The sequence below is a fragment of the Roseicyclus persicicus genome, assembly GCF_012395815.1.
In the GTDB taxonomy this organism is placed as follows: Bacteria; Pseudomonadota; Alphaproteobacteria; order Rhodobacterales; family Rhodobacteraceae; genus Roseicyclus; species Roseicyclus persicicus.
In genome coordinates, this window is sequence record NZ_JAAZQQ010000005.1 from 196,794 (window position 1) to 221,957 (window position 25,164).

Annotated in this window: 30 protein-coding genes and 1 tRNA gene; 20 read left to right on the forward strand and 11 right to left on the reverse strand. The window is 72.9% G+C overall.

The window, feature by feature from the left end; genetic code table 11:
• Nucleotides 1-35: 35 nt before the first annotated feature.
• Complete coding sequence (locus tag HCU73_RS14640; protein ID WP_168624209.1) at nt 36-947, forward strand: GNAT family N-acetyltransferase; 912 nt, start codon at nt 36-38, stop codon at nt 945-947.
• Here HCU73_RS14640 and HCU73_RS14645 read toward each other — a convergent pair.
• The 3 genes from HCU73_RS14645 to HCU73_RS14655 all read right to left on the reverse strand — a co-directional run bounded on the left by HCU73_RS14645 (nt 883) and on the right by HCU73_RS14655 (nt 2,609).
• Nucleotides 883-1,245 carry a hypothetical protein gene (locus HCU73_RS14645; RefSeq protein WP_168624210.1) on the reverse strand — a complete coding sequence of 121 codons (363 nt, stop codon included), beginning with the start codon at nt 1,243-1,245 and terminating at the stop codon, nt 883-885. The genes HCU73_RS14640 and HCU73_RS14645 overlap by 65 nt on opposite strands.
• A gap of 77 nt (nt 1,246-1,322) precedes the next feature.
• Nucleotides 1,323-2,060 carry a GNAT family N-acetyltransferase gene (locus HCU73_RS14650; RefSeq protein ID WP_168624211.1) on the reverse strand — a complete coding sequence of 246 codons (738 nt, stop codon included), beginning with the start codon at nt 2,058-2,060 and terminating at the stop codon, nt 1,323-1,325.
• 87 nt (nt 2,061-2,147) lie between these two features.
• Nucleotides 2,148-2,609 carry an outer membrane protein assembly factor BamE gene (locus tag HCU73_RS14655; RefSeq protein WP_168624212.1) on the reverse strand — a complete coding sequence of 154 codons (462 nt, stop codon included), beginning with the start codon at nt 2,607-2,609 and terminating at the stop codon, nt 2,148-2,150.
• A 133-nt stretch (nt 2,610-2,742) separates the two neighbouring features.
• Here HCU73_RS14655 and HCU73_RS14660 point away from each other — a divergent pair, with 133 nt between their 5' ends.
• The 8 genes from HCU73_RS14660 to HCU73_RS14695 all read left to right on the forward strand — a co-directional run bounded on the left by HCU73_RS14660 (nt 2,743) and on the right by HCU73_RS14695 (nt 8,313).
• On the forward strand, nt 2,743-3,303 hold the full coding sequence (locus tag HCU73_RS14660; RefSeq protein ID WP_168624213.1) for a YceD family protein: 561 nt from the start codon (nt 2,743-2,745) through the stop codon (nt 3,301-3,303).
• Between the two features lie 222 nt (nt 3,304-3,525).
• The gene (rpmF, locus tag HCU73_RS14665) at nt 3,526-3,732 is read left to right on the forward strand and encodes a 50S ribosomal protein L32 (protein ID WP_168624214.1); all 207 of its coding nucleotides are present in this window, start codon (nt 3,526-3,528) and stop codon (nt 3,730-3,732) included.
• A 38-nt stretch (nt 3,733-3,770) separates the two neighbouring features.
• Complete coding sequence (gene plsX, locus HCU73_RS14670; protein ID WP_168624215.1) at nt 3,771-4,868, forward strand: phosphate acyltransferase PlsX; 1,098 nt, start codon at nt 3,771-3,773, stop codon at nt 4,866-4,868.
• Nucleotides 4,865-5,836, forward strand: a complete 972-nt coding sequence (locus tag HCU73_RS14675) for a beta-ketoacyl-ACP synthase III (RefSeq protein ID WP_168624216.1) — start codon at nt 4,865-4,867, stop codon at nt 5,834-5,836. Before plsX ends, HCU73_RS14675 begins: the two co-directional genes overlap by 4 nt.
• Nucleotides 5,837-5,932: 96 nt before the next feature.
• Nucleotides 5,933-6,235, forward strand: coding sequence for an integration host factor subunit alpha (gene ihfA, locus HCU73_RS14680; RefSeq protein WP_168624217.1), 303 nt, complete (start codon nt 5,933-5,935; stop codon nt 6,233-6,235).
• A 65-nt stretch (nt 6,236-6,300) separates the two neighbouring features.
• A complete protein-coding gene (locus HCU73_RS14685; RefSeq protein WP_168624218.1) occupies nt 6,301-7,032 on the forward strand; it encodes a MerR family transcriptional regulator in 732 nt (243 codons plus the stop codon).
• 42 nt (nt 7,033-7,074) lie between these two features.
• Nucleotides 7,075-7,151, forward strand: a tRNA-Pro gene (locus HCU73_RS14690).
• A 91-nt stretch (nt 7,152-7,242) separates the two neighbouring features.
• The gene (locus tag HCU73_RS14695; protein ID WP_168624219.1) at nt 7,243-8,313 is read left to right on the forward strand and encodes a 2'-deoxycytidine 5'-triphosphate deaminase; all 1,071 of its coding nucleotides are present in this window, start codon (nt 7,243-7,245) and stop codon (nt 8,311-8,313) included.
• 2 nt (nt 8,314-8,315) lie between these two features.
• Here the strand turns inward: HCU73_RS14695 and HCU73_RS14700 are convergent, their stop codons facing one another.
• Together HCU73_RS14700 and HCU73_RS14705 are read right to left on the reverse strand one after the other, a co-directional pair.
• Entirely contained in the window at nt 8,316-9,512 is a 1,197-nt protein-coding gene (locus HCU73_RS14700) for a class I SAM-dependent methyltransferase (protein WP_168624220.1), read from the reverse strand.
• Complete coding sequence (locus HCU73_RS14705) at nt 9,509-10,294, reverse strand: heme-dependent oxidative N-demethylase family protein (protein WP_168624221.1); 786 nt, start codon at nt 10,292-10,294, stop codon at nt 9,509-9,511. Before HCU73_RS14705 ends, HCU73_RS14700 begins: the two co-directional genes overlap by 4 nt.
• 266 nt (nt 10,295-10,560) lie before the next feature.
• Here HCU73_RS14705 and HCU73_RS14710 point away from each other — a divergent pair, with 266 nt between their 5' ends.
• Nucleotides 10,561-11,793 carry a bifunctional alpha/beta hydrolase/OsmC family protein gene (locus tag HCU73_RS14710; protein ID WP_168624222.1) on the forward strand — a complete coding sequence of 411 codons (1,233 nt, stop codon included), beginning with the start codon at nt 10,561-10,563 and terminating at the stop codon, nt 11,791-11,793.
• On the opposite strand, the gene HCU73_RS14715 is transcribed toward HCU73_RS14710, so the two are convergent.
• The gene (locus HCU73_RS14715; RefSeq protein ID WP_168624223.1) at nt 11,744-12,226 is read right to left on the reverse strand and encodes an Lrp/AsnC family transcriptional regulator; all 483 of its coding nucleotides are present in this window, start codon (nt 12,224-12,226) and stop codon (nt 11,744-11,746) included. The genes HCU73_RS14710 and HCU73_RS14715 overlap by 50 nt on opposite strands.
• A gap of 146 nt (nt 12,227-12,372) precedes the next feature.
• Between HCU73_RS14715 and cysG the strand changes: the two genes are divergently transcribed.
• The 6 genes from cysG to HCU73_RS14745 all read left to right on the forward strand — a co-directional run bounded on the left by cysG (nt 12,373) and on the right by HCU73_RS14745 (nt 17,876).
• The gene (cysG, locus tag HCU73_RS14720; protein WP_168624224.1) at nt 12,373-13,767 is read left to right on the forward strand and encodes a siroheme synthase CysG; all 1,395 of its coding nucleotides are present in this window, start codon (nt 12,373-12,375) and stop codon (nt 13,765-13,767) included.
• Entirely contained in the window at nt 13,767-14,066 is a 300-nt protein-coding gene (locus HCU73_RS14725) for a DUF2849 domain-containing protein (protein ID WP_168624225.1), read from the forward strand. Before cysG ends, HCU73_RS14725 begins: the two co-directional genes overlap by 1 nt.
• Nucleotides 14,066-15,742 (forward strand): nitrite/sulfite reductase, encoded by a 1,677-nt coding sequence (locus HCU73_RS14730; protein ID WP_168624226.1) that lies wholly within the window; start codon nt 14,066-14,068, stop codon nt 15,740-15,742. Before HCU73_RS14725 ends, HCU73_RS14730 begins: the two co-directional genes overlap by 1 nt.
• Entirely contained in the window at nt 15,732-16,484 is a 753-nt protein-coding gene (locus tag HCU73_RS14735) for a phosphoadenylyl-sulfate reductase (protein WP_168624227.1), read from the forward strand. Before HCU73_RS14730 ends, HCU73_RS14735 begins: the two co-directional genes overlap by 11 nt.
• A gap of 55 nt (nt 16,485-16,539) precedes the next feature.
• A complete protein-coding gene (locus HCU73_RS14740) occupies nt 16,540-16,950 on the forward strand; it encodes a DUF934 domain-containing protein (protein WP_239025585.1) in 411 nt (136 codons plus the stop codon).
• A 68-nt stretch (nt 16,951-17,018) separates the two neighbouring features.
• On the forward strand, nt 17,019-17,876 hold the full coding sequence (locus tag HCU73_RS14745; RefSeq protein ID WP_168624228.1) for a ferredoxin--NADP reductase: 858 nt from the start codon (nt 17,019-17,021) through the stop codon (nt 17,874-17,876).
• Nucleotides 17,877-17,951: 75 nt separating this feature from the next.
• Here the strand turns inward: HCU73_RS14745 and HCU73_RS14750 are convergent, their stop codons facing one another.
• Nucleotides 17,952-18,749 (reverse strand): translation initiation factor 3, encoded by a 798-nt coding sequence (locus HCU73_RS14750; RefSeq protein WP_168624229.1) that lies wholly within the window; start codon nt 18,747-18,749, stop codon nt 17,952-17,954.
• An 81-nt stretch (nt 18,750-18,830) separates the two neighbouring features.
• Between HCU73_RS14750 and infC the strand changes: the two genes are divergently transcribed.
• The 3 genes from infC to HCU73_RS14765 all read left to right on the forward strand — a co-directional run bounded on the left by infC (nt 18,831) and on the right by HCU73_RS14765 (nt 20,913).
• Nucleotides 18,831-19,472, forward strand: coding sequence for a translation initiation factor IF-3 (gene infC, locus HCU73_RS14755; protein WP_476748677.1), 642 nt, complete (start codon nt 18,831-18,833; stop codon nt 19,470-19,472).
• A gap of 90 nt (nt 19,473-19,562) precedes the next feature.
• A complete protein-coding gene (locus HCU73_RS14760; protein ID WP_168624230.1) occupies nt 19,563-19,838 on the forward strand; it encodes a hypothetical protein in 276 nt (91 codons plus the stop codon).
• A gap of 112 nt (nt 19,839-19,950) precedes the next feature.
• Nucleotides 19,951-20,913 (forward strand): GlxA family transcriptional regulator, encoded by a 963-nt coding sequence (locus HCU73_RS14765; protein ID WP_168624231.1) that lies wholly within the window; start codon nt 19,951-19,953, stop codon nt 20,911-20,913.
• A 48-nt stretch (nt 20,914-20,961) separates the two neighbouring features.
• On the opposite strand, the gene HCU73_RS14770 is transcribed toward HCU73_RS14765, so the two are convergent.
• From HCU73_RS14770 to HCU73_RS14785, 4 genes are all read right to left on the reverse strand, one after another.
• Complete coding sequence (locus HCU73_RS14770) at nt 20,962-21,750, reverse strand: FAD binding domain-containing protein (RefSeq protein ID WP_168624232.1); 789 nt, start codon at nt 21,748-21,750, stop codon at nt 20,962-20,964.
• A 13-nt stretch (nt 21,751-21,763) separates the two neighbouring features.
• The gene (locus tag HCU73_RS14775; RefSeq protein ID WP_168624233.1) at nt 21,764-22,249 is read right to left on the reverse strand and encodes a (2Fe-2S)-binding protein; all 486 of its coding nucleotides are present in this window, start codon (nt 22,247-22,249) and stop codon (nt 21,764-21,766) included.
• Between the two features lie 71 nt (nt 22,250-22,320).
• Complete coding sequence (locus HCU73_RS14780) at nt 22,321-23,331, reverse strand: molybdopterin-binding protein (RefSeq protein WP_168624234.1); 1,011 nt, start codon at nt 23,329-23,331, stop codon at nt 22,321-22,323.
• Nucleotides 23,328-24,299, reverse strand: a complete 972-nt coding sequence (locus HCU73_RS14785) for an XdhC family protein (protein WP_168624235.1) — start codon at nt 24,297-24,299, stop codon at nt 23,328-23,330. The genes HCU73_RS14780 and HCU73_RS14785 overlap by 4 nt, the downstream gene beginning before the upstream one ends.
• Before the next feature lie 182 nt (nt 24,300-24,481).
• On the opposite strand from HCU73_RS14785, the gene HCU73_RS14790 reads away from it, so the two are divergent.
• Nucleotides 24,482-25,162 carry a hypothetical protein gene (locus HCU73_RS14790; RefSeq protein ID WP_168624236.1) on the forward strand — a complete coding sequence of 227 codons (681 nt, stop codon included), beginning with the start codon at nt 24,482-24,484 and terminating at the stop codon, nt 25,160-25,162.
• Nucleotides 25,163-25,164: the final 2 nt, after the last annotated feature.

Genomic DNA, 25,164 nt, shown 5'->3' on the forward strand with positions numbered 1-25,164 from the left:
CGGACGTTAGGCAGGGGCGGGGCAGGATCCCGCCCATGACCGCCCCTGGCCCCTGCCCGCTCCAGCAATCCGACCTCTACGCCGCCGCGCTGGCGCGGATCGGCGCGGGCGTGGCCCGTCACGGGCCGGTGCTGGCGCTGCACCGCGCCTGGCCCGGCCTCGGCCGGGTGGCGCTGGTCTCGCGCGCGGCCGACCTGCCCGGCGACCTGCGCGCGGCGCTGGCCGCCCGGGTGCTGATCGTCAATGCCGCGTCGCCCGCGCAGGGCGCGGCGCTGGCCCGGGCGGGGCTGATCCGGCTCGCGCGGCCCCGCGGCGTGGCGATGCTGTCGCTCGACGGCACGCTCGACGACTGGCTGGCGCGGATGGACGGCAAGTGGCGCAACCGCCTGCGGCACGGGCAGCGGCAGGGGCTGGCGGTCGGGCAGGGCCCGATGCCGCCCGACCCGCACCACTGGCTGTTGGCCTGCGAGGCGGCGCAGCAGGCCGCGCGCGGCTACCGCAACCTGCCCCCTACCCTGATCGCGGCGATGGCGGCGGCGGAGCCGGGCGCGCTGACGCTGGCCACCGCACAGCTGCACAGGCGGACGGTCGCGGCGATGCTCTTCGCGCGGCACGGGGGCACGGCGACCTACCTGGTCGGCTGGGCCGACGCGGCGGGGCGGGCGGCGTCGGCGCACGGCCTGCTGCTGTGGCGGGCGATGGGCGAGTTGCGGGCGGCGGGCGTGTCGGCGGTCGACCTCGGGGCCTGCGATGCCCGCCAGTCCCCCGGCCTCGCGCGCTTCAAGCTCGGCAGCGGGGCGGAGATGCGCCCGATGGGGGGCACCTGGGCCGAGGCGGGCGCGCTTGCCCCGCTGCACGCCGGCCTGCGCGCCGCGCGCCGGGTCAGCGGCAAAGCTGCGAGAACCCCCGCAACTCCCCCGTGCACAGGTCACGCGGAATGCAGCTGACGCTCTGCACCACCCGGTCCCGATGGAGGATGGTCAGGATATCGGTGGTCTCGATCGCCAGTTGCAGGACGGACCCGTCCGGCTGGATCTCGGCGATGTCCACCAGCACACCCGCCGCGTCGGCATAGGGCCGCGCCTCGTCCAGCGGGCGGCCGACCAGCGTGGCGGCCAGCGGGCTGACCCCCTCGGGGGTGCAGAACAGGAAGGCGGGCACGTCGCGGCGCACCTCGGGCGGCCGGTCGGCGCCGACACAGGCCGCAAGGGCGAGAACCGGGATCGACAGGGCAAGGCGGGTCATGCGGGGCGCGGGCCTCCGGGGCAGGGTCACGGCGCAAGGATGCCGCCCGCCCCCGGCCCGCTCAAGGCGTGCTTTCCCTACCCCGCCACCGCCCGCAGGAGCCGCGCGCGGGCCGGCGGCACGGCGCGGATCTCCAGCCCCGTGAACACGTGCAGCGTACCGAGGTCGCGGTCGATCACCGCGTGGTCGCTGACCCAGCCGCCCATCAGCAGGTAGGTGCGCAGGAGCGGCGGCATCTTGGCCTGCGCGCGCTTGAGGTCGGGCTTGCGCCGGAGCCGCGCGGCAAAGCGGAACACGGCCGGCGCCTTGACCCGCGGCAGCCAGCGCTTGGGCGCGATGTGCCGGTCGCGCAGGAGCGCGAAGGCGTCGTAGTAGTCGCGCGCCTCGGTGCCGTGGAAGGAGGAACAGCCGAACAGCATCTCCACCCCCTCGGCATCGACCCAGGCCGTCATCGCGCCCCAGGCGACGCGCAGGATGTCGGGGTCGCGCCAGTCGGGGTGGATGCAGAAGCGCCCCATCTCGACCATCGGCCCGTCGAATCCCGCCAGCGCCGACAGCTCGTAGAACTGCGCCGAATAGCTGCGTCCGATCTCGGCGCCCGAGGGCAGCGGCAACAGGCGAAAGCAGCAGACCAGCGTGCCCGAGCGGATGTCCTCGACCAGAACATGGGTGCAGGCGGCGTCGAAGGCGTCGGCGTCCAGCCGGTCGGCGCCGGGCCCGCGGAAGGCCAGCGTCCGCAGCCGCTGCGCCGCCGCGACATCCTCCGCGCCGTCCGCCAGCCGGGCCCGGTACCGGCCCTTCGCGAGGTTCAACATGGGGTCCGCTCCTGCCTTGCCGATCCCGTCGCCGGGTCGCCGCAGCCTAGGATGCGCCGATGTCGGCCCTGCGACAAGGGCGGCGCGTCAGTTGCCGCCGAGCGCGTTGCCGATGTTGATCCGGCCGAAGTTGGACAGGATCTGGCTGAGGAACGACACCTCGCGCACCGAGCTGGTGGTCACGCGCCGGGACAGCTGCACGATGTTGCCGTCCTGCAGGCCGAACTCCTCGATGTTGGTCACCCGGCCGGCCGGGTCGAAGGACACGGCGAGGATCTGCCGCTCGATCACCTGCGGCGCCTGGTAGGCGTAGTTGCGCACCCGGTAGGCGGTGTAGAACCACGCCTCGTCGCGCATCACGCCGGCGGCGCCGGGGGTGCCGATCGCCTCGGCCACCGCCTCGCGGCTGTCGCCGATGTTGACGGTGGCCAGCTCCTCGGGCGGGGGCACGTAGCCGTGGTTGTCGAAGGTCGCGGAACAGGCGGCGAGCGACAGGGCCAGCGCGAGCCCCACAAGGCCCCTGCGGATTGCGCGATGCGTCCTGACCATCTCTGCCCTCTTGCCCGATCTCGCCGGCCCCCGTGCGCCCGCCGCCCTTGCGGCGACGCCGAAAGCTTTCTATCCGCTTAGCTTACCCCGGCCCACAGGGCAAGTTTGCGACGCAGCCGAGAAAGGGCAAGCCATGGCCCCGCGCGACGAGATCCTCCACCTGGCCCGCCTGCCCCGCGGCAGCGAGGCGGCCTTCGACCTGCGGCCCGAGGCCGAGGCGCGCGCCGCGCTGGCGGCCGAGCTGGGCCTGATCGGCCTGCGCAAGCTGCGCTTTGCCGGGCGGCTGGTGCCCGAGGGCAAGCGCGACTGGCGTCTGGAGGCCGAGCTGGGCGCGACCGTGGTGCAGCCCTGCGTGGTGACGACCGAGCCGGTGACCACCCGCCTCGACGAGCCCGTGCTGCGCCGCTACCTGGCCGAGATGCCCGAGCCCGAGGGGGCCGACGAGGTCGAGATGCCCGAGGACGACACCGCCGAGCCGTTGCCGGCGACGCTCGACCTCGGGGCGGTGATGGCCGAGGCGCTGGCGCTGGCGCTGCCGCTCTACCCGCGCGCGCCGGGATCGGAGCTGGGCGAGGCCGCCTTCGCGCCGCCCGGCGTGGCGCCCCTGACCGACGAGGACGCCAAGCCCCTGGCCGGTCTGGCGGCCCTGCGCGACCGCCTGAAGGACGCGGGCGAGCCCGATCCGGAGGGGTGACACGCAGGGCTGGAAAAGGGGTTGCGCCGCCCCGGAATCGGAGTATGTTCCCGGCCTCATTCGCCACCGGCTCCGGGTGCGGGATGACCGCTCCGTTTCCAGCCACCCGGCGCGGGTCGGACAGGCCGCGCGAGGGGACGCCGAAGGCGACCGGAGAGACGAGAGTATTACTGCATCGGGCGGCCCGCACCGCGATCGCCCCACAAAGACCGAGGTTGTGACATGGCTGTCCCCCAGAACCGAGTGACGCGCTCCCGGCGCGGTATGCGCCGCGCCCATGATGCGCTGGTCGCCGCGAACCCCAACGAGTGCCCGTCCTGCGGCGAACTCAAGCGCCCGCACCATGTCTGCCCGTCCTGCGGCACCTACAATGACCGCGAGGTCATCGCCAAGGCCGACGAGGTCGACCTCGACGAAGACGCGGCCTGAGCCCGGGCAATTCCCGAGGCGGCGAGGCGACCGGGGGCATGAGCGACGGCACGGCACTTACGGCCAAGGACGTCCCCGGCACGGTCCTGTCCATCGACGCGATGGGGGGCGACCTCGGGCCGTCCGCCGTCGTTGCGGGCATGGCGACCGCGGCCGCCAAGAACCCCGCCCTGCGCTTCATCCTGCACGGCAACCGCCCCGAGCTGGAACGGCTCGTCGACAAGCGGCGTGACCTCGCCGACCGCTGCGAGATCCGCCACGCCGAGGGCGTGGTGACGATGGACGCCAAGCCCTCGCTGGTGGTGCGGCAGGGCAAGGACACCTCGATGTGGTCCTGCATCGAGGCGGTGCGCGCGGGCGAGGCCGGCGCCGCCGTCAGCTGCGGCAACACCGGCGCGCTGATGGCGCTGTCGATGATGCGCCTGCGCAAGATCGAGGGCGTGAACCGCCCCGCCATCGCCTGCCTGTGGCCGTCGCGCAATCCCAAGGGCTTCAACGTGATGCTGGATGTCGGCGCCGACATCCGCGCCGACGCGGGCGACCTGCTGCAATACGCGCTGATGGGGGCGAGCTATGCCCGCAACGGGCTCGACCTGGCCCGGCCGCGGGTGGGGCTCCTGAACGTCGGCACCGAGGAACACAAGGGCCGCGCCGAGCTGAAGCTGGCCGCCGAGCTGATCGAGCGCGTCAGCGCCGCCGCCGATTTCGAGTTCGTCGGCTTCGTCGAGGGCAGCGACCTGCCCTCGGCCAAGGCCGACGTGATCGTGACCGACGGCTTCACCGGCAACGTCGCGCTCAAGACCGGCGAGGGCACCGCGCGCCTGATCCGCGACCTCTTGGAAGAGGCGTTCCGCTATTCGCCCCTGTCGCGCATCGCGGCGGTGCTGGCCTACACCTCGCTGCGCCGCCTGTCCAAGCGGATCGACCCGCGCCGGGTCAACGGCGGCGTGTTCCTGGGGCTGAACGGGACGGTCGTGAAATCCCACGGCTCGGCCGACGCGACCGGGGTCGCGGCCGCGATCAAGCTGGCCGCGCGTCTGGCCGCGGCCGGGTTCAGCGAACGGCTCGCGGCGCGCATCGCCCATGCCGAACAGGCGGCCGCGGCCGCCATGCAGACGGAGGCCGGACAAGCATGATCCGCGCGGTACCCATCGGGATCGGTCACTACCTGCCCGCCCGCGTGGTCGAGAACGCCGAGTTCGAGGCGACGCTCGACACCACCGACGAATGGATCCGCGCGCGCTCGGGCATCGAGCGGCGCCACTTCGCCGCCGAGGGCGAGACCACCAGCCAGATGGCCGTCGCCGCCGCCCGCGCCGCGCTGGAGATGGCCGGCCTTCAGGCCGCCGACATCGACGCGGTCGTCGTCGCCACCTCGACCCCCGACCTCACCTTTCCGTCCTGCGCCACCATGGTGCAGGCCGGCCTCGGGATGGAGAGGGGATTCGCCTTCGACGTGCAGGCGGTCTGCGCCGGATTCGTCTACGCGCTGGCCAATGCCAACGCGCTGATCGTCTCGGGGCAGGCAAAGCGCGCGCTGGTGATCGGCGCCGAGACCTTCAGCCGCATCCTCGACTGGACCGACCGCTCGACCTGCGTGCTGTTCGGCGACGGCGCCGGCGCGCTGGTGCTGGAGGCCCGCGAGGAGGCCGGCACGCCCGCCGACCGCGGCATCCTGTCGACCGACCTGCATTCCGACGGCCGCTACCGCGACCTGCTCTATGTCGACGGCGGCGTGTCGTCGTCGCAGACCGCCGGCGTCCTGCGCATGGAGGGCCGCGAGGTGTTCCGCCATGCCGTTGAAAAGCTTGCCGAAACCGCCCACGCCGCGCTGGACAAGGCGGGCGTCGCGGCGGCGGATGTCAATTGGATCGTGCCGCACCAGGCGAACCTGCGGATCATCAGCCGCACCGCCCAGAAGATGGGCGTCGACATGGACCGCGTCGTGGTGACGGTGCAGGACCACGGCAACACCTCGGCCGCGTCGATCCCTCTGGCGCTGTCGGTTGGGGTGGCGCGCGGGCAGATCAAGCCGGGCGACCTGCTGGTCTGCGAGGCGATCGGCGGGGGCCTTGCCTGGGGCGCGGTGGTGCTGCGCTGGTGACGTTCGGGCAGCGGATAAGCGCCGCGCCCCAAGTCTCTAGATTGACTTGAGAAATCCCTTCGCTCATCCTGTGGCATCACCAGGGGGACGGAACAGATGGCAAACAAGACGCTGACACGGATGGACCTGTCCGAGGCGGTGTTCCGCGAAGTGGGCCTGTCGCGCAACGAAAGCGCGCAGCTCGTGGAACGGGTGCTGGAATTGATGTCCGACTCGCTCGTCGATGGCGAGCAGGTCAAGATATCGTCCTTCGGGACCTTTTCGGTGCGGTCCAAGGCCGCCCGGGTGGGGCGCAACCCGAAGACCGGGGAAGAGGTGCCGATCAGCCCGCGCCGCGTGCTGACCTTCCGGCCCTCGCACCTGATGAAGGACAGGGTCGCGGCGGGCAATCGCGGCTGAGGTCGGGCCCCGCACGGCACGGGGCCGGGCCGCAGGGCAACGGGCAGAGGCGGGGCACACCGGCCATGGCGAAATCGTCGCAAGCCTTCCGGACGATCCGCGAGGTGGCGGAATGGCTGGATGTCGCCGCCCATGTGCTGCGCTTCTGGGAATCGAAGTTTCCGCAGATCAAGCCGGTGAAACGCGCCGGCGGGCGGCGCTACTACCGCCCCGCCGACATGGAGCTGGTGGGCGGGATCAAGGTGCTGCTGCACGACCGCGGCCTGACGATCCGCGGGGTGCAGAAGATGCTGCGCGAGGAGGGCGTCGCCGCCATCGCCGCCCTGTCCCCGCCGCTGGACCTGCCGGACACGGAGGAGGCGATCGACAACGACGCCGCCGCCTGGATCGAGGACGCCGCCGCCGAGGACGCGACGCGCCCCGCCCCCGCCAGCCCCACGAAACAGGCCAGCTTCGCCTTCGACGAGGCCGAGGTGCTGCCCGAGGACGAGGCGGCCGAGCTGGAGCCGGGGCTGGAGCCTGAGCCTGAGCCTGAGCCTGAGCCCGAGCTGGAGCCTGAGCCCGAACCTGAGTCGGAGCCGGAGCCCCAGCCGGAACCGGAACCGGAACCCCAGCCGGAACCGGAACCGGAACCCGAACCGGAGCCCGCCCTGCCCCCCGCGCCCGAGGACGACGCCTTCGACCGGCTGCTCGCCGTCGCCGCCGACCCCGCCCGCGTTCCGCCGGCGGTCCGGGCGCGGCTGGTGTCCCGCCTGGCCGCGCTCCGCGACCGGATGCGCGACGACCCGCCCGCCTGACCCCTTGCGCCCCCCGACAAAATGAGTAGAAGGGCCGGACGTCGGGCTATAGCGCAGCCTGGTAGCGCGTCCGTCTGGGGGACGGGAGGTCGCAGGTTCGAGTCCTGCTAGCCCGACCAAATCTCCCCCGCCCGGGGAACACCCGAGAAAACCGCCTTGCGCCGCCGGCGCGGGCGGTTTTTTCTTGGGCGAAACGGGGAACGGCCAGAGATGACGGAAACCAGCCACGGGGTGCTGCCCGACCGCGCCATCGGCGCGCTGATCGACGCGGGCGCCATCACCGCGCCCGCCCGCGACGCCGACCAGGTGCAGCCGGCCAGTCTCGACCTCAGGCTGGGCACCGTGGCCTACCGGGTGCGCGCCTCGTTCCTTGCCGGCGCGGGGCGACGCGTGGCCGACCGCATCGCGGAATTCGAGATGCACCGGATGGACCTGACGCAAGGCGCGGTGCTGGAAAAGGGCTGCGTCTACGTCGTGCCGCTGATGGAGGGGCTGGCGCTGCCCGCCGACGTGTCGGCCGTCTGCAACGCCAAGAGCTCCACCGGCCGGGTCGACTGCCTGACCCGCGTCATCGCCGATGGCGGCACGGAATTCGACCGGATTCCAGCAGGTTACACCGGCCCGCTCTATGCCGAGATCTGCCCGCGGTCGTTCTCGGTCAAGGTCGCGCCGGGGCTGCGCCTGAACCAGATCCGGTTCCGCCGCGGGCAGGCCGTGCTGACCGACGCGGAGCTGGCCGCCCGCCATGCCGCCAGCCCGCTGGTCGACGGCACCGCGGTGATCGACGACGGCCTCGGCTTTTCCGTCGACCTCACGCCCAACGCCGCCGGGATCGTCGGCTACCGCGCCAAGCCGCACGCCGGCGTCATCGACCTGACCCGCGTCGGCGCCCATGACGTCGCCGATTTCTGGGAGGAGGTGCGGAGCGAACATGGACGCATCATCCTCGACCCCGCCGCCTTCTACATCCTCGTCAGCCGCGAGGCGGTGACGATCCCGCCCGACTGCGCCGCCGAGATGTCACCCTACCTGGCCATGGTGGGCGAATTCCGGGTGCATTACGCCGGCTTCTTCGACCCCGGCTTCGGCCACGGCGTGCCGGCCCGCGGCGTGCTCGAGGTGCGCTGCCACGAGGCGCCCTTCGTCCTCGAACACGGGCAGGTGGTGGGGCGGCTGGTCTATGAACGCATGGCCGCCCTGCCCGACCGGCTCTACGGTGCGGGGATCGCGTCGAACTACCAGGGACAGGGCCTGAAGCTCTCGAAACACTTCCGCATGTGACCTCAGCCGCGCAGCAGCCGCGAGTAGGTCAGGATGCCGTGCCCCGTCAGCGCCTTTGACACCCCCGCCCAGATCGGCGCGAAGGCGAGCCAGTCGGTGCGCGCCGCGCGCGCGATCTCGTCCAGCGTGCGGCGCCCGTCGACCTGCGCCAGTGCGCGCACCGCCAGTGCGGGCACCGGGATCTCGAAGCGCTCGCCCTCGTGGCTGACCGGGATGACGCCGTGCTTGGCCGCGTGCTGCGCCAGTTTCGGCCCTGTCACCCCCTTGAGGTGCGGCACCGCCTGCGGCCCCGCTTGCGCGACGCGCCCCTCGGCGGACCGCGCGGCATAGAGCACATGGGTGCGGATCGTCCCGCGCAGCGCCTCGGCCACGTCCATCCGCGCGCGGTCGTCCATGCCGACCAGCAGGCCCTTGTCACCGAGGATCGGCAGCGGGTCGTAGAGATGCGCCTGCGGGCTGCCGGTCATCACCAGCCCCGCCCGGTCGAGCGTGTCGAGCAGCTCGCCGATGCGGAAGGGCCTGTCCTGGCTGTGCAGGAGCAGGTCGTAGAACCCCGCGTCGCTGGCGCGGTGGTCGGACAGCTGGGCGTTGCGCTTGAAGGGGTGGCCCTCGGGGATGCGCTCGAAGATCGCCTTGGCCCGCCGCAGCCGGTCGCGGGCGGTGCCGGTCAGGACGGTGCCGAACGCCTCCTGCAGCGGGTAGACGCCCGAGCGGCCGAAGGGGGCGTAGACCATCAGGCCCATGCCGCCCTCGGGTGCCAGCGCGGCGGCCAGCGCGTCGAAGCCCGCTTGCGGGTCGGGCAGGTGGTGCAGCACGCCGCAGCAGTCGATGTAGTCGAAGGGGCCCAGTTTCGGCGCGTCGAGCAACGAGCGGGTCAGGAAGGTGATCCCGGTCAGCCCGCGCGCCGCAGCCCGCGCCTCGGCGATCCGGCGCGAGGCGGTGGACAGGTCGAGATAGGTGATCTCGTAGGGCTTGCCCGCGCTGGTCAGAACCTGCGCCAGCTGGATCAGCGCGTCGCCGGTGCCGCCGCCCGCGACCAGCGCGCGGAAGGGCTGCGACCAGTCGCGTGTGCCGCCGAACAGGAAATGGTCGATCTCGAGCGGATGGCTGGGCGAGCCGGTGATCAGCCGCGTCGCCTCGTCCGCGGGGTCGCGCTCGGGGTACGGGAACGCCTCGTACTGCTCGGTCACGCGGCTCATGTCACGGTCTCCCCGTGGGGCATGGCGGCCAGCGCCTCGGCCGGGATCGCGGCCAGCGGCACGACGTAGGTGTGGATGGTAAATGCTACGGCATCACTTGAAGGAACGCGCAGAAGGCATTGTTTTTCCGACCGGACATAGCGGCCCTGCGCGCGGGTGTCCCGGCGCGGGGCGGCCTCGGGGCGGGGCTGGTGCAGGGCCGGGTCGGCATAGACCAGCGCGTTCTGGCGCCACAGCGGCCGGTCCGGCCGGATCGCGTCGAACAGGCGCTGGACGCGGGCGGCCATCTGCGCGTCGTAGACACGGACGGGCCCATGGATGCCGGTGAGCGGGCGACCGATCTTTTCCGCAAGCGTCCAGCTCGCCGGAAAGCACAGCACCGCCCCCGACAGCACATGCTCGCCCGAGGGGCCCGGCTGCATCAGGCACAGGTCCTCCTGCACCAGCCGGGCGGCGGTGACCAGCGGCGCGTCGGCGCCGAGATCCACGGTGACGCCGTCGGGGCGCGTCACCCGGTCGCCGGCCGGCGCATAGCCGGGGCCGAGGTGGTCGAGGATCAGCGCAAGCAGCGCCGAGGCGGCCCCTTCGCCCTGCGGCGTCATCGCGTAGACCGCCGGGCGGCGCTCGACCAGCAGCCGGTCGCGCAGGGCCATCTGGCCGGCGAAGGCGTCGTCGGTTTCCAGCCAGTCGGCCCAGTCCAGCGGCTGCACCCCCGGCAGCCGCGCCAGCGCGGGCTCCATCCAGGGCAGGCGCGGCAGGGAGGACTGGCAGATCTGATCCATGTTCGACCGGTTCCATGCCGCGACGGGGGCGCGCGGACGGGCCGCGCGGGGCTCGGCCGCCCGGCGCCGCAAGGCCGGCCGGACAGCGCCCGTGACCAAAGCCCATCGCCGCCGCGAGCGCAAGATCGACCCGCGCCCCGGGCCGTCGGGGCGTTCACGGGGCGCACACCGGGCCGCACGAGGGCGTGAGGGCCCGCGCGTCGCGGTTGCCCCGGCGGCCCGCGGCGCCCATGCTCGGGGGGCTGCCCGACGAAAGACCCCGTGCCATGCCCACCGATCGCTTCACCTTTCCCGGCCATGACGGCCACCGCCTTGCCGCGCGCCTCGACCGGCCCGAGGGGCCGCAGCTCGCGACCGCGCTGTTTGCGCATTGCTTCACCTGCGGCAAGGACATCGCCGCCGCGCGCCGCATCTCGGCGCGGCTGGCGGCCATGGGCATCGCGGTGCTGCGCTTCGACTTCACCGGGCTGGGCCATTCCGAGGGCGAGTTCGCCAACACCTCCTTCACCTCGAACGTGGCCGACCTGAAGGCCGCGGCGGCCGCGCTGGCCGAACGCGGCATGGCGCCCACGCTGCTGATCGGCCATTCGCTGGGCGGGGCGGCGGCGCTGCGGGCGGCGCCGGACATGCCGGGCATCAAGGCCGTGGCCACCATCGGCGCGCCCTTCGACCCCGGGCACGTCACCCGCAACTTCGACGACGCGCTGGAGCGGATCGCGGCCGAGGGCTCGGGCGAGGTCAGCCTGGGCGGGCGCCGGGTGCGGATCGGGCAGGGCTTCGTCGCGGATGTGCGCGCCGAAAAGATCGCGCCGGCGCTGGCGCGGATGACGGCGGCGCTGCTGGTGCTTCACGCGCCGCGCGACGCGGTGGTGGGCATCGACAACGCGACGCGGATCTTCACCGCGGCCCGGCACCCGCGCAGCTTCGTCACGCTGGACGACGCCGACCACCTGCTGAGCCGGCCCGCCGATGCCGACTACGCCGCCGAGGTCATCGCCGCCTGGGCCGGGCGCTACCTCGACCTCCGGCCGCCCGCCCCGCCCCCCGGCGCGCCCGAAGGGGTGATCCGCGTGTCCGAGGCCGACGCGCGGGGATTTCTGCAGGACGTGCAGGCCGGCCCGCGCCACCACCTCGCCGCCGACGAACCCGAAAGCTACGGCGGCACCGACCGCGGACCGTCGCCCTACCAGCTGGTCGCGGCGGGGCTGGGCGCCTGCACGGCGATGACCATCCGCATGTATGCCCGCCGCAAGGGCCTGCCGCTGACCCATGTCTCGGTCGACGTGACCCATGACCGGGTGCATGCGCAGGACGCCGGCGCGCCGTCCGAGCCGCTCGACCGCTTCACCCGGCTGATCCGGCTGACGGGGGCGCTGGACGCGGACGCCCGCGCGCGCCTGCTGGAGATCGCCAACCGCTGCCCGGTGCACCGCACGCTGGAGGCCGGCGCTACGATCCGGACGGAACTTGCTCCAGCGGAAGCAGCGTCGTCGCCTTGATCTCCTCCATGCTGAGGAGCGCGGTGACGTTGTAGATGCGCACCTCGGAGATCAGCGCCTGGTAGAAGGCGTCGTAGGCGCGGGCGTTGCGGACGCGCACCTTGAGGATGTAGTCGATCTCGCCCGCCAGCCGGTGCGCCTCGAGCACCTCGGGCCGGGCCCGCAGCGCGGCGAGGAACTTCTTCTGCCAGCCCGCCTCGTGCTCCGAGGTACGGATCAGCACGAAGAAACACGCCTCGAGCCCCAGCGCCTCGGCATCCAGCAGCACCGTCTGCCGGCCGATCACGCCGGCCTCGCGCAGCTTGCGAATCCGGGTCCAGACCGGGGTCTTGGAGGAGCCCACGAGCCTGGCGATCTCGTCGAGCGAGCGCGAGGCGTCCTCCTGCAACGCGGCGAGGATCTTCCGGTCGAGGGCATCAATCTGGACGGACATTCGCGGGTCTCCTCGGCTTGCGAACGGGCGGTGGCGCTTGACCGCCATTAGAGAACGCACGTCCCTTTTCGCAAGGGATATCTGCCGTTCCTTGGGAAATTGTTCTATCTCTGGCGCAGGTTTTCAAACACCGGGGCGCAGGCGCGATGGACCATTTCCCGATCTTCCTGGCGGTCGAGGGCCGCCGCATCGTGGTGGCGGGCGGTGGCGAGACTGCGCTGGCCAAGCTGCGCCTGCTGCTCAAGACCACGGCGCGGATCACGGTGGTGGCCGAGGCCGCAGAGCCCGCCGTCGCGGCGCTGGCCGCCGAGGGGCGCATCGCGCTGATCCCGCGCGCCTTCGCGCCCGGCGACGCGCTCTGCGCCGCGCTGGTCTACGCCGCCCAGGACGACGCCGCCGAGGACGCCCGCGTCGCGCGGCTGGCGCGGGCCGACGGGGCGCTGGTGAACATCGTCGACAACCTCGGGGACAGCCAGTTCATCACGCCCGCCATCGTCGACCGCGACCCGGTGACGGTGGCGATCGGCACCGAGGGGGCGGCGCCGGTGCTGGCGCGGGCGATCAAGGCCGACCTCGAGGCGCGTCTGCCGGCCTCGCTGGGCCTGCTGGCGCGGATCGGCAAGCGGTTCCGCGCCGCCGCCGAGGCCCTGCCGATGGGCCGCAAGCGGCGTGAGTTCTGGGCCGACTACTACTTCAAGGACGGCCCGCAAGCCATTGATGCCGAGGGCGAGGCGGGGGTCGAGGCGACGCTGGCCGCGCTCCTCGGCCGGCACCTCGCCGCGGCCCCCGCGGCGGGCCGGGTGGACCTGGTGGGCGCGGGCCCGGGCGACCCGGAGCTGCTGACGCTCAAGGCGCGCCGGCTGCTCGACCGGGCCGACGTGGTGATCCACGACCGGCTGGTCGCGCCCGCGATCCTGGAACTGGCCCGGCGCGAGGCGGTGCTGATCGACGCCGGCAAGCAGGGCTTCGGCCCGGCCATGGCGCAGGCCGAGATCTGCGCACTGATGGTGCAGCACGCCGCGGCGGGCGCGCATGTGGTGCGGCTGAAGGGCGGCGACCCTTCGGTCTACGGCCGGCTGGACGAGGAGGTGGCGGCGCTGGACGCGGCCAGCATCGGCTGGTCGGTGGTGCCCGGCGTCACGGCCGCCAGCGCCGCGGCCGCCCAGATCGGCCAGAGCCTGACCCAGCGCGACCGCAACAGCGCCCTGCGCTTTCTCACCGGGCACGACATGAACGGCTTCGCCGAACAGGACTGGCGCGGGCTGGCCCGGCCCGGCGCGGTCGCGGCGATCTACATGGGCCGGCGCGGCGCGCGGTTCCTGCAGGGGCGCCTGATGATGCACGGCGCCCTGCCCGACACGCCCGTGACCGCGGTCGAGAACGCGAGCCGCCCCGAGGCGCGGGTGATCGCCACCACGCTGGGCCGCCTGCCCGCCGACCTCGAGGGCGCGACGCCCGGCGCGCCGGTGATCCTGCTCTACGGCCTCGCGCCCCGCGCGGCGCAGGCCGCCCTGCCCCTGCTGACGGAGGAATTCGCCTGATGCCCCGCCCCTTTGTCCCCAAGGTCCTGACTGCCAACGCGCTGATCGAGGGCGACGTGGTCTACCTCGCCCCGGACGGCGGCTGGACGCGCCACCACGCGCAGGCCGAGCTGATCGAGGACGAGGCCACGGCGGCCCTGCGCCTGCTCGACGCCGAGGCGCGCGGCCACGAGGTGGTGGGCCCCTACCTTGCCGACGCCGCGCGCGGGCCGAAGGGGCCCGAGCCGGTCCATGTCCGCGAGAGCTTTCGCACGCGGGGCCCGTCCAACTACGCCCACGGCAAGCAGGAGCGCGCCTGATGTACCGCTATTCCGAGTTCGACGAGGCCTTCGTCCGGTCCCGCGTGGCGCAGTTCCGCGAGCAGGTCGCCCGCCGCATCGACGGGTCGCTGACCGAGGACGAGTTCAAGCCGCTGAGGCTGATGAACGGGCTCTACCTGCAGCTGCACGCCTACATGCTGCGGGTGGCTATCCCCTACGGCACGCTGAACGGCGCGCAGATGCGCGCGCTCGCCGACATCGCCGACCGCTGGGACAAGGGCTATGGCCATTTCACGACGCGGCAGAACATCCAGTTCAACTGGCCGAAGCTGCAGGACGTGCCCGACATGCTGGACGCGCTGGCCGATGTGGGGATGCACGCGATCCAGACCAGCGGGAACACCATCCGCAACGTGACCGCCGACCATTTCGCTGGCGCGGCCGCCGACGAGGTGATGGACCCGCGCCCGGTGGCCGAGCTGATCCGGCAGTGGTCGACCGACCACCCCGAGTTCCAGTTCCTGCCGCGCAAGTTCAAGGTGGCGGTCACCGGCAGCCCGGCGGACCGCGCGGTGACGGCGGCCCATGACATCGGGCTGCGGCTGGTGCTGCGCGACGGCGCGGTGGGGGCGCAGGTGCTGGTGGGCGGCGGCCTCGGCCGGACGCCGATGATCGGCAAGGTGCTGAAGGATTTCGTGCCGCTGGCCGACCTGCTGCCCTATCTCGAGGCGGTCGTCGCGGTCTACAACCTGATCGGGCGGCGGGACAACAAGTACAAGGCGCGCATCAAGATCACCGTCCACGAGACCGGGATCGAGGAGATCCGGGCGCAGGTCGAGGCCGAGTTCGCGGCCCGCAAGCCGCTGTTTTCCGGGGCCGACCAGGCGGCGCTGGCGGCGATCGCGGCGCAGTTCGCGCCGCCGGAGTTCGACGCGGCCGGGCCGGGCGACGACGCGGAGTGGCGCCACGCCGACCCCGTGTTCCGCGCCTTCGTCGACACCAACGTGACCGCGCACCGCCACCCCGACTACGCGATCCTGACGGTCAGCCTGAAGGCGCACGGGGCGACGCCGGGGGATTGCTCCTCCGCGCAGATGCGCGTCCTCGCCGGGCTGGCGGAACGCTACGCCCATGACGAGCTGCGCGTGAGCCACGAGCAGAACATCGTCCTGCCGCACCTGCCCCGCCGCCACCTGAAGGCGGTGCACGAAGCGCTGCTGGAGGCCGGGCTGGCGACCGCCAATGTCGGGCTTGCCTCGGACATCATCGCCTGCCCGGGGATGGACTACTGCGCGCTGGCGACCGCGCGGTCGATCCCGGTGGCGCAGGGCATCGCGCTGCGGCTGGAGGAGCTCAGGGTGGAGCGCGAGGTGGGGCCGCTCAAGATCAAGATCTCGGGCTGCATCAACGCCTGCGGGCATCACCATGTCGGCCATATCGGCATCCTCGGCCTCGACCGGGCGGGGGTGGAGACCTACCAGATCACGCTGGGCGGCGACGGCGGCCCGGACGCGGCGATCGGCGAGCGGGCGGGCCCGGGCTTTGCCTACGACGAGATCGTGCCGGCGGTGGAGCGGATCCTGACGGCCTACCTGGCGCTGCGCGAGGGGCCGGGGGAGACCTTCCTCGACGCGGTGCGGCGGGTCGGCCTCGGGCCGTTCAGGTCGGCGCTCTACGGCGAGGGCGCCGGCGAGGCGCAGGCCGATGCGGCCTGAGCCCCTGCCCTTCGCGCCGGTCGCGGCCCGGGTCGCGGCGCTGAACGCGCGCTACCGGCACCATTCGGCGATCTCGGTGCTGGGCCACGCGCTGTCGGACGCGGACGCGGGCCGGATCGCGCTGGTGTCGTCCTTCGGGGCGGAATCGGTGGTGCTCCTGCATATGGTGTCGCTGGTCGACCCGGGCGTGCCGGTGCTGTTCCTCGAGACCGGGATGCTGTTTCCCGAGACGCTGGACTACCAGCGCGAGGTCGCCGACCACCTCGGCCTGCGCGACGTGCGCGTGATCCGCGCGAGCCGCACCCGGATCGCGGCGCATGACCCCGAGGGGCTGCTGCACCGGACCGACCCCGACGCCTGCTGCGCCCTGCGCAAGACCGCGCCGCTGGAACATGCGCTGGCCCCCTTCGACGCCTGGATCACCGGGCGCAAGCGGTTTCAGTCAGGCAGCCGCGCGGCGCTGGAGTTCTTCGAGGCCGAGGGCGCGGACCGGATCAAGATCAACCCGCTGGCCCACTGGGCCCGCGAGGACGTGGCCGACTACATGGTCAACAACCGCCTGCCCCGGCACCCGCTGGTGGCCAAGGGCTACCCGTCGATCGGCTGCGCGCCCTGCACCACGCCGGTGGCCGCGGGCGAGGACCCGCGGGCCGGGCGCTGGCGCGGGACCGACAAGGAGGAATGCGGCATCCATTTCGTGGATGGCAAGGCGGTCCGGGGGCCGCTCCGTGTCGTTTCCTGAGCGGGTGACGCGGGCGGGATTGCGTATTTTCGGAAAGATGAAGGACGGGATCGGAATGGAACACGGGCGGATCATGCGGGACGCGGGCTTTGTCGCCGAGGACTGGGCGGGCGGCTTTGCGCCCCCGGCCGAGGCGGCCACGGCGGCCGGGATCGAGATCGACCCGGGCTGCGACCTGCCGGCGCTGGCGCCGCACCTGGGCCGGATCGGGATGATCCGGGTCCGGTTCCCGAAATATGCCGACGGGCGCGGCTTCACGGTCGCGCGGCGGCTGCGGGCGATGGGCTATGCCGGGCGGCTGCGCGCGGCCGGCCCGGTGATCGCCGACCAGTACGCGATGGCGCGGCGGGCGGGCTTCGACGAGGTCGAGGTCGAGCCCGGCGTCGCCGCCCGCCAGCCCGAGGCGCAGTGGCGCGCGCGGGCCGACTGGCGCGCCGGCGACTACCAGGCGCGGCTGCGCGGCTGACGAAGGGTTCCCCTGACCTAGATCAAAGCCTAAGAAGGAGGCGGCGGCTAGACCGGCGCCATGTGCAGATGACCGAGCTGAGACCCGTGAAAGACATCGACGCCAAACCCGCCAAGGCGACCCCGACGCTCCCCGACGCGCAGACCGTGACCGAGGTGGAGCATTACACCGACCGGCTGTTCCGGTTCCGCTGCACGCGGCCGGCCTCGCTCCGGTTCCGGTCGGGGGAATTCGTGATGATCGGGCTGATGGACGACCCCGACCCGGCGACGGGCAAGGTCAAGCCGCTCTTGCGCGCCTATTCCATCGCCTCGCCGTCCTGGGACGACGAGCTGGAATTCTACTCGATCAAGGTGCCGAACGGCCCGCTGACGTCCAAGCTCCAGCACATCCAGCCGGGCGACGAGGTGATCCTGCGGCCCAAGCCCGTGGGCACGCTGGTGCATGACGCGCTGTTGCCGGGCAAGCGGATCTGGTTCTTCGCCACCGGCACCGGCATCGCGCCCTTCGCCTCGCTGCTGCGCGACCCGCAGACCTACAGCGACTACGACGAGGTGATCCTGACCCACACCTGCCGCGAGGTGGGCGAGCTGACCTACGGCGCGCGGCTGATCGAGAGCATCCGGTCGGACGAGCTCCTGGCCGAGCTGATCGGCGAGGGGTTCCACGAGAAGCTGCGCTACTACCCCACGACCACGCGGGAGGAGAGCCCCAAGATGGGCCGGATCACCGACCTGATGCGCTCGGGCGAGGTGTTCCGCGACCTCGGGGTGGAGCCGCTCTGCCCGCAGAACGACCGCGCGATGGTGTGCGGCAACCTCGCCTTCAACCTCGAGATCAAGGCGATGCTGGAGGAATACGGGCTGCGCGAGGGCGCGAATTCGCAGCCGGCGGAATACGTGGTGGAAAAGGCCTTCCTCGACTGAACCGGGGCGCGGCCATGAAAAAGGCCCCCGCGACCGGCGTCGCGGGGGCCTTTCCCGTGTGGACGGGGTGTCCGGTTACTCGAGGCCGAGCAGGCGGCGCACCCGCTCCAGCGCGGCGGGCAGGAGCTCGGGGTTGTCGCGCGCGCCGCCCAGGACCGTGGCGGCCGTCCGCTTGGCCAGCGCCGACATCTCGGACGCCTCGACCGCGGCGATGGCCTGGTCGTAGTCGAAGCCCTCGACGGTGAAGAGCTGCGCAAGGGCCGCATCGCCCGCTTCCTCGGCGGCGACGGCGGTTTCGGTGACGGCCTCGGCGGCGGCACCCTCGACCGCGGCGGCGGCCTCGGTGGCGGCTTCCACGGCCGGGGCCGCGGCGCTGGCGGCGGCGTCGGTGGCCTCGGCCGCGGCGGTGGTCGCGGCGTCGGTTGCCTCGGCGGCGGCGGTGGTGGCGGCCTCGGTCGCCTCGGCGGCGGCGGTGGTGGCGGCCTCGGTCGCGGCCGCGGTGGCGTCGGCGGCGGGGGCGGCCGCGTCGGCGGCGGCCTCGGTCACGGCCTCGGTCGTCGCGGCGGCCTCGTCGGCGGCCCCCTCGACGGCGGCGGTGGCGTCCTCGACGGCGCCCTCGACCGCGGTGGCGGCCTCTTCCACGGCGCCCTCGACGGCGGTGGCGGCCTCCTCGACGGCGGCTTCAACGGCCTCGACCGCGGCCTCGACGGCCTCGGCCGCCTCTTCGGCCACGGTCTCGGCGGGCGCGGCCTCCTCGGCGGCGGGCGCTTCGGGCGCGGCCATGTCGGTCGCCTCGGGCGCCCCCTGGCTCAGGAAGTAGCCGCCGACGCCGACCGCGGCGATCAGCGCGATGATGATGAGAACCCTGGTCATACCTTCCCCCATTGGGATCGTTCAATCTGCGGCCCGCATACTCCCACAGCGGTCAAACCGCAATGCTGCACCGCGGCGGCGGTGGCGAAAGCGGCGGCCCGTCGCCCAATTCGCCTTGAAAGAGAAGGACGTCGCAGATACGTTGGCGCCCCAAATCGTAGGCAACCCCAGGAGGCCCCCATAGCCCGCAGACCCCACAATGCGCCGCCGACCCGCGACACCGGCCCGCGCATCAATGACCGTATCCGTTCCCCCGAAATCCGCCTGATCGGCGCCGATGGCGAGAACCTGGGCGTGGTCACGCCCGCCCGTGCGCTCGACCTGGCGGAACAGGCCGGCCTCGACCTTGTCGAGATCTCGCCGACGGCGACGCCGCCCGTGTGCAAGATCATGGATTTCGGCAAGTTCAAGTACGAGACCCAGAAGCGCGAGGCCGAGGCGCGCAAGAAGCAGAAGATCATTGAGATCAAGGAGGTCAAGTTCCGTCCGAACACCGACACCCATGACTACGAGGTCAAGATGCGCTCGGTCACCAAGTTCCTGGAAAACGGCGACAAGGTGAAGGTCACGCTGCGGTTCCGCGGCCGCGAGATGGCGCACCAGAACCTCGGGCGCGAGCTGCTCGAACGGGTGGCCGCCGATGTCGAGGGGCTCGGCAAGGTCGAGAACATGCCCAAGCTCGAAGGCCGCCAGATGGTGATGATGATCGGCCCGGCAAAGTGACCGTGGCCTGACCGGATGCGAAGGCGCGCCCCCGGCGCGCCTTTCTGATTCCGGGTGACGGGGGGCCGCGGCCCGGGCTAGGATCGGCCCATGACCGCACCCCGCCTTGCCCTGTGCCTGTTGTTCGCCTCCGCCGGCCCGCTGGCCGCCGAGGGCATCGAACTGTCGGGCCGGGCCGAGATGGGGCTGACGGGCGGCGCGGGCCGCGCACAGGGCGCGGCGGTGCAGGCGGTGGCCGATCTAGACCTGCTCCTGCGCCTCAGCCGGACGACCGACGGCGGCCTGACCATCGCCGTCGAGATCGACCTCGACGACCTCGTCCCCGCCCCCGACACGCAGGTCCCGCGGCGCCCCCCGCCGCCCTGAACCGCCGCCCCGGCCCACGGCCTGTGGCCGCCGCGCCGCGGCCGAGCGAAACCCGCGCGACCTGCCCAGAACTTGTCTTGAACCGCCCGCAACGCTGCGGCACCCTCCGGTCATGGCGCATCTCAGCTTCATCCTGTTCCCCGGTTTCCCGATGCTCCCCTATGCGCTGGCGCGCGAGGCGCTGGCGCTCGCCAACCGGATGGCGGGGGAGACCCTGTTCACCTGCGACACCCGCGTGCCCGGCCACGGGCAGAGCCAGGCCTCCAACGGCGCGGTGATGGCGCCCGACCGGCCCGACTGGGGCGACCCCGAGAAGGTCGACCTTGGCCTTGTCCTGTGCGGCGACCAGGTGCCGGGGCGCATCCCCAACGGGTTCCAGAGCTTTCTCAGGCAGATCGACGCCGCCGGCGGACGGCTGGGCGGGGTCGAGACCGGCACGCTGATCCTGGCCCGCATCGGCCACCTGGACGGGCGGCGCGCGGTGCTGGTGCGCGGGGAGGACGGCGACCGCGACGAGGTGTTCGCCGGGCTCCAGCCGAGCGAGCGGCCCTACGTGCTCGACGACCGCCGCCTGACCGTGGCGGGCGGCGTGGCGGCGGGCGACGCGCTCTGCGCCTGGATCGCCGAGACCGCCTCGCCCGCGCTGGCCGACGAGGTCGCCCGCGCGCTGGCGACCGGGCGGGTGCGCACCCACGCGGCCACGGCCACCGAGGCCCCGGCCGAGCCCAGCGACCCGGTGATCGCCGAGATGGAGGCGCGGATGCGGGCGCACCTGGCCGACCCGCTGCCGCTGAGCGAGCTGGCCGACAGCCTGGGGCTCAGCCGCAAGGCGCTGCGCGGGCGCTGCATGAGGGCGCTCGGGGCCAAGCCGTCGGACCACTACCTGACCCTGCGGCTGCAGCACGGGGCCGAGCTGCTGCGCCACACCGCCATGCCGGTGTCCGACATCGCCCGGCAAAGCGGCTTCGACACGCTGGCGGGGTTCTCGCGGTCGATCCGCAACACGCTGGGCGTCAGCCCCTCGGCCGTGCGCAAGATGGCGCGGGCCGCGCGGATGGTGGCGAAATACGCCTGATCTTCTTGATCTGAAACGAAAAGCGCCGGGTTGCCCCGGCGCCGATCGTCACGCGGCGGCGACCGCGCGGCCGGTCATCACCTTGACGAGATGGGCGCGGTAGTCGGCCGTGCCGTGCAGGTCGGCGATCATCTCGACCCCGGGCGGCGACAGCGCGGCGAGGGCCTCGCGGCTGAACTCCCCGGTCAGCGCGGCCTCGGCCTCGGCCCAGCGGAACACGCCCTCGGTCGAGGCGCCCGTCACCGCCACGCGGACCCCGTCGGCATACTGCGCGACGAAGACCCCCACGAGGGCGAAGCGCGAGGCGGGCTGCACGAATTTCTGGTAATTCGCGCGGACGGGCACCGGGAAGCGCACTTCGGTGATGATCTCGCCCTCCTCCAGCGCGGTGTCGAACATGCCGAGGAAGTAGCCGTCCGCGGCGATGTCGCGGGACTGGGTGCGGATCGTGGCGCCCGAGCCCAGCGCGGCGGCGGGGTAGCAGGCCGAGGGGTCGTTGTTGGCCAGGCTGCCGCCGATGGTGCCGCGGTTGCGGACGGCGGGGTCGCCGATGCGGCCGGCCAGCGCCGCCAGTGCCGGGTAATGGGCCGCCGCCTCGCGCGCCACCACGGCGTGGGGCGTGGCGCCGCCGATGCAAACCTCGCCCGCATCGCCGAGGCAGACGCCGATCATCTCGGCGATGCCGTTCAGGCTGACCAGCACGGCGGGCGCGGCGAGGCGCTGCTTCATCGTCGGCAGAAGGGTCTGGCCGCCGCCCAGCGCCTGCGCCTCGTCCCGGCCCAGCGCCTCCAGCGCCTCGGACAGCGTCGCGGGCTTCACGAAGTCGAAGTTGTACATGGGTGCCCCTCCCTCACTCGGCGGCCAGCGCCGACACGTCCTGCCCGGACGCCGCCAGCACCGCCTTGACGATGTTGTGGTAACCCGTGCAGCGGCAGATGTTGCCCTCGAGATGCTCGCGGATCTGCTCGACGCTGGGCTTCGGGTTGTCCTGCAGCAGCGCGGCGGCCGACATCACCATGCCCGGCGTGCAATAGCCGCATTGCAGCCCGTGATGGTCCTGGAACGCCTGCTGGACCCGCGACAGCGACCCGTCGGGGTTGGCCATGCCCTCGATCGTCACCACCTCGGCCCCCTCGAGGTCAAGGGCCAGCGCGGTGCAGGACTTGATCGCGCGGCCGTTCACATGGACCACGCAGGCGCCGCACTGGCTGGTGTCGCAGCCGATGTGGGTGCCGGTCAGGCGCAGCCCCTCGCGCAGGAATTCGGCCAGCAGGGTGCGGCCCTCGACCTCGCCCGACACGGGGCGGCCGTTCACGGTCATCGTGACTGTCGTCATGCGGTTCTCCCTCGCTCACGCGGTCAATCAACCATGTATGCCGGACGGGGAAAACGGCAAAAAGAGACCCGTCAGCCCCGGGGCGCACGCTCGCGCGGCTGCGGGCGCGTCGGGATTTCCTTGAGCAGCCCCCCCACCCCCATCGCCGCGATGTCGGCGCCCGTGACGGCCACGCCGCAGGCCACCCGCTCCAGCACCCAGTCGGCCCCGTTCAGCGCGGGCGACCGGGCGCAGCCGGGCAGGCCGATCACCGGGCGGTCGCCCAGCCGCCCCAGCACCAGCAGGTTGCCGGGATCGACCGGCATGCCGAAGCGGATCACCGCGCCGCCCGCGGCCACCAGCCCCGCGGGCACCACGTCGGCGATGTCCGAGGTGGCCGAACCGGTCAGGACCAGCACCATCCCCGCGTCCGACGCCGCCAGCGCCGCCGCCACCGCGCCCGCGTCATGGGGCACGATGCGCGTCGTTCCCTCCGCGATGCCGAGGCGGGCGACGCGGGCCCAGACGGCGCGGATGCCCTTTTCCTCCTCGGACGCGGTGCCGGGTTCGGTTTCGGTCACGATCAGGTCGGCACGGGCCACGGACGGCGCCAGCCGCCGCATCGCCCCCGCCCCCGCGGCACAGGCGGCCGCCAGCGCCGCCTCGGGCACCGCGTAGGCGATGATCTTGACCGTGCCGACCATGGTGCCCGCCGTCACCCGCTGCCACTCGGGCACGGTGGCCAGCGTGATCATCGGGTCGACCGCGTTCAGGCGCGCGATGGCGGTGGCGTCCAGCGCGATGATGCCGGGCCCCGTGGCGCGGATGTTTACCCGGCCGGTGAAGGCGGTGTCGAGGCTCAGCCCCGCCGCCTCGGGGTCGGGCACCAGCGCGCGGGCGAGCCGGGTCGCCGCCGCGTCCTCGCCCACGTCGCCCGCATCGAGCCGCGCCACGATGACCGAGGTCAGCCCCGCCTCGCGCAGCGCCGCCACGTCGGCCGCCGACAGCACGCGGCCCTTCTTCAGCTTGCCGCCGGGCAAGGCGACGGCATGGGCCAGCACGGCGCCCGCGGCCTCATCCACCGGGACCGGACCGAACCTCATCCCTTGCGCAACCTTTGCGTCACCTGCGCCAGCACCGAGACCGCGATCTCGGCCGGGCCGCGGGCGCCGATGTCGAGGCCCACGGGGGCGTGGATGCGGGCGATCTGGTCCTCGGTGAAGCCCGCCTCCTGCAGCCGCGCGACGCGCTTGGCGTGGGTGCGGGACGAGCCGAGGCAGCCAAGGTAGAACACGTCCGAGGCCAGCGCCGCCCGGATCGCGGGGTCGTCGAGCTTGGGGTCGTGGGTCAGCGTCACCACCGCCGTGCGCGGGTCGAGGCCCAGCTCGGCCAGCGCCTCGTCCGGCCATTCCTCCACGATCCGGGTGCCGGGAAAGCGCGCCGTGGCACCAAAGGCCGGGCGGGGGTCGATGACGATCGCGTCGTAGCCCGCCAGCCGCGCCATCGGCACCAGCGCCTGCGCGATGTGAACGGCGCCGACGATCAGCATCCGCAGGGGCGGGTTGTGGACATGGACGAAGGTGCGGCCGTCCTCCTCGACGCCGGAGCGGTCCATGCGGAACCGGTCGGAATGCGCCGCGGGGCCGTCGATGCGCCGCGCCGGGCCGTCGAGGTCCGCGACATAGGCCACGGGCCGGCGGCCCGCGCGCGCCGCCACCAGCTCCTCCAGCACCGCGACCGGCAGAGCGCCGCCCACGGGTTCCAACAGCACCCGGATGCGCCCGCCGCAGGCCAGCCCCACGGCAAAGGCCTCCTCGTCGGAGACCCCGAAATCCAGCAGCTTCGCCGCGCCCGAGCCCACCAGCTCCATCGCCTCGACCACCACCGCGCCCTCGACGCAGCCGCCCGAGACCGAGCCCTCCATCTCGCCCGCGCCCGAGACGACCATCTGCGCGCCCACCGCGCGGGGCGCCGAGCCCCAGGTCTCGACCACGGTGGCGATCACCGCGCCCTTGCCCTCCCGGTGCCAGGCAAGCGCCAGTTCCGGCATGCGTTCCAGATCCTCGGCCATGACGGGTCCTCCTTCGGGGCCGAGACTACTCTTCCGCGGGCCGGACACAACGCCCCCCTGCGCCCCGCCGCGCAACCGTTTCCTTTCAGGGCAATTGACACAGGTCATCGTCGGCGCCGGCACGGGCTGGCCAGATGGGGGCGCGGGCCTCTTCGGCGCCCGCCTTCAGACGGAGTGACGAGATGCCTGTTCCACAAACCACCGCCGCCGCGCTGACGGCCCTGCTCTGCCTCGGTGCGCCGCTCGTGGCCACGCCGGCCGCGGCCCAGCTCTACGACCCCTGCCCCTGGACCGGCGACGGCGAATGCGACGAGCCGAACGGCCTGAACCTCTGCGCCTGGGGCACCGACACGGCCGACTGTTCCAACCCCAACAGCTATTTCGGCAGCGGCAGCGGCTACAGCCCCGGCAGCAGCGTGCCCGGCGGCGGCGCGGGCGCGGGCGCAACCGCGGGCGGGGGGGCCCCGGCGGCGGGCGGCGGCATCACCACCTACTTCCCGTGGCGCACCTTCGACCGGCAGATGGGCCAGTTCGCGGGCCAGCCGGCGAATTCCTCGCCGCTGACCCCGATGGGGAACATGCACTACCAGCCCGGCAGCTACACGGTCTACACCTCGATCGTGCAGAACGGCCAGCGCCAGCAGGTCGAGGCCTACAGCGTGACGATGCAGCCCAACGAGCGCTACCTCGCGGCGGCCTCCTCGATGGGCCACCTCAGCTTCAGCACCGATGCCCGGCTGATCACCTATTCGCCCCCCGCCCCGGGCATGGCGATGGTCTACGGCCGCAACGACGACGTGACCTACGACCGCGCCATCTGCATCCTGCCCGCCGGCTGGCCGATGGCCCAGTGCGGCCCGTGATC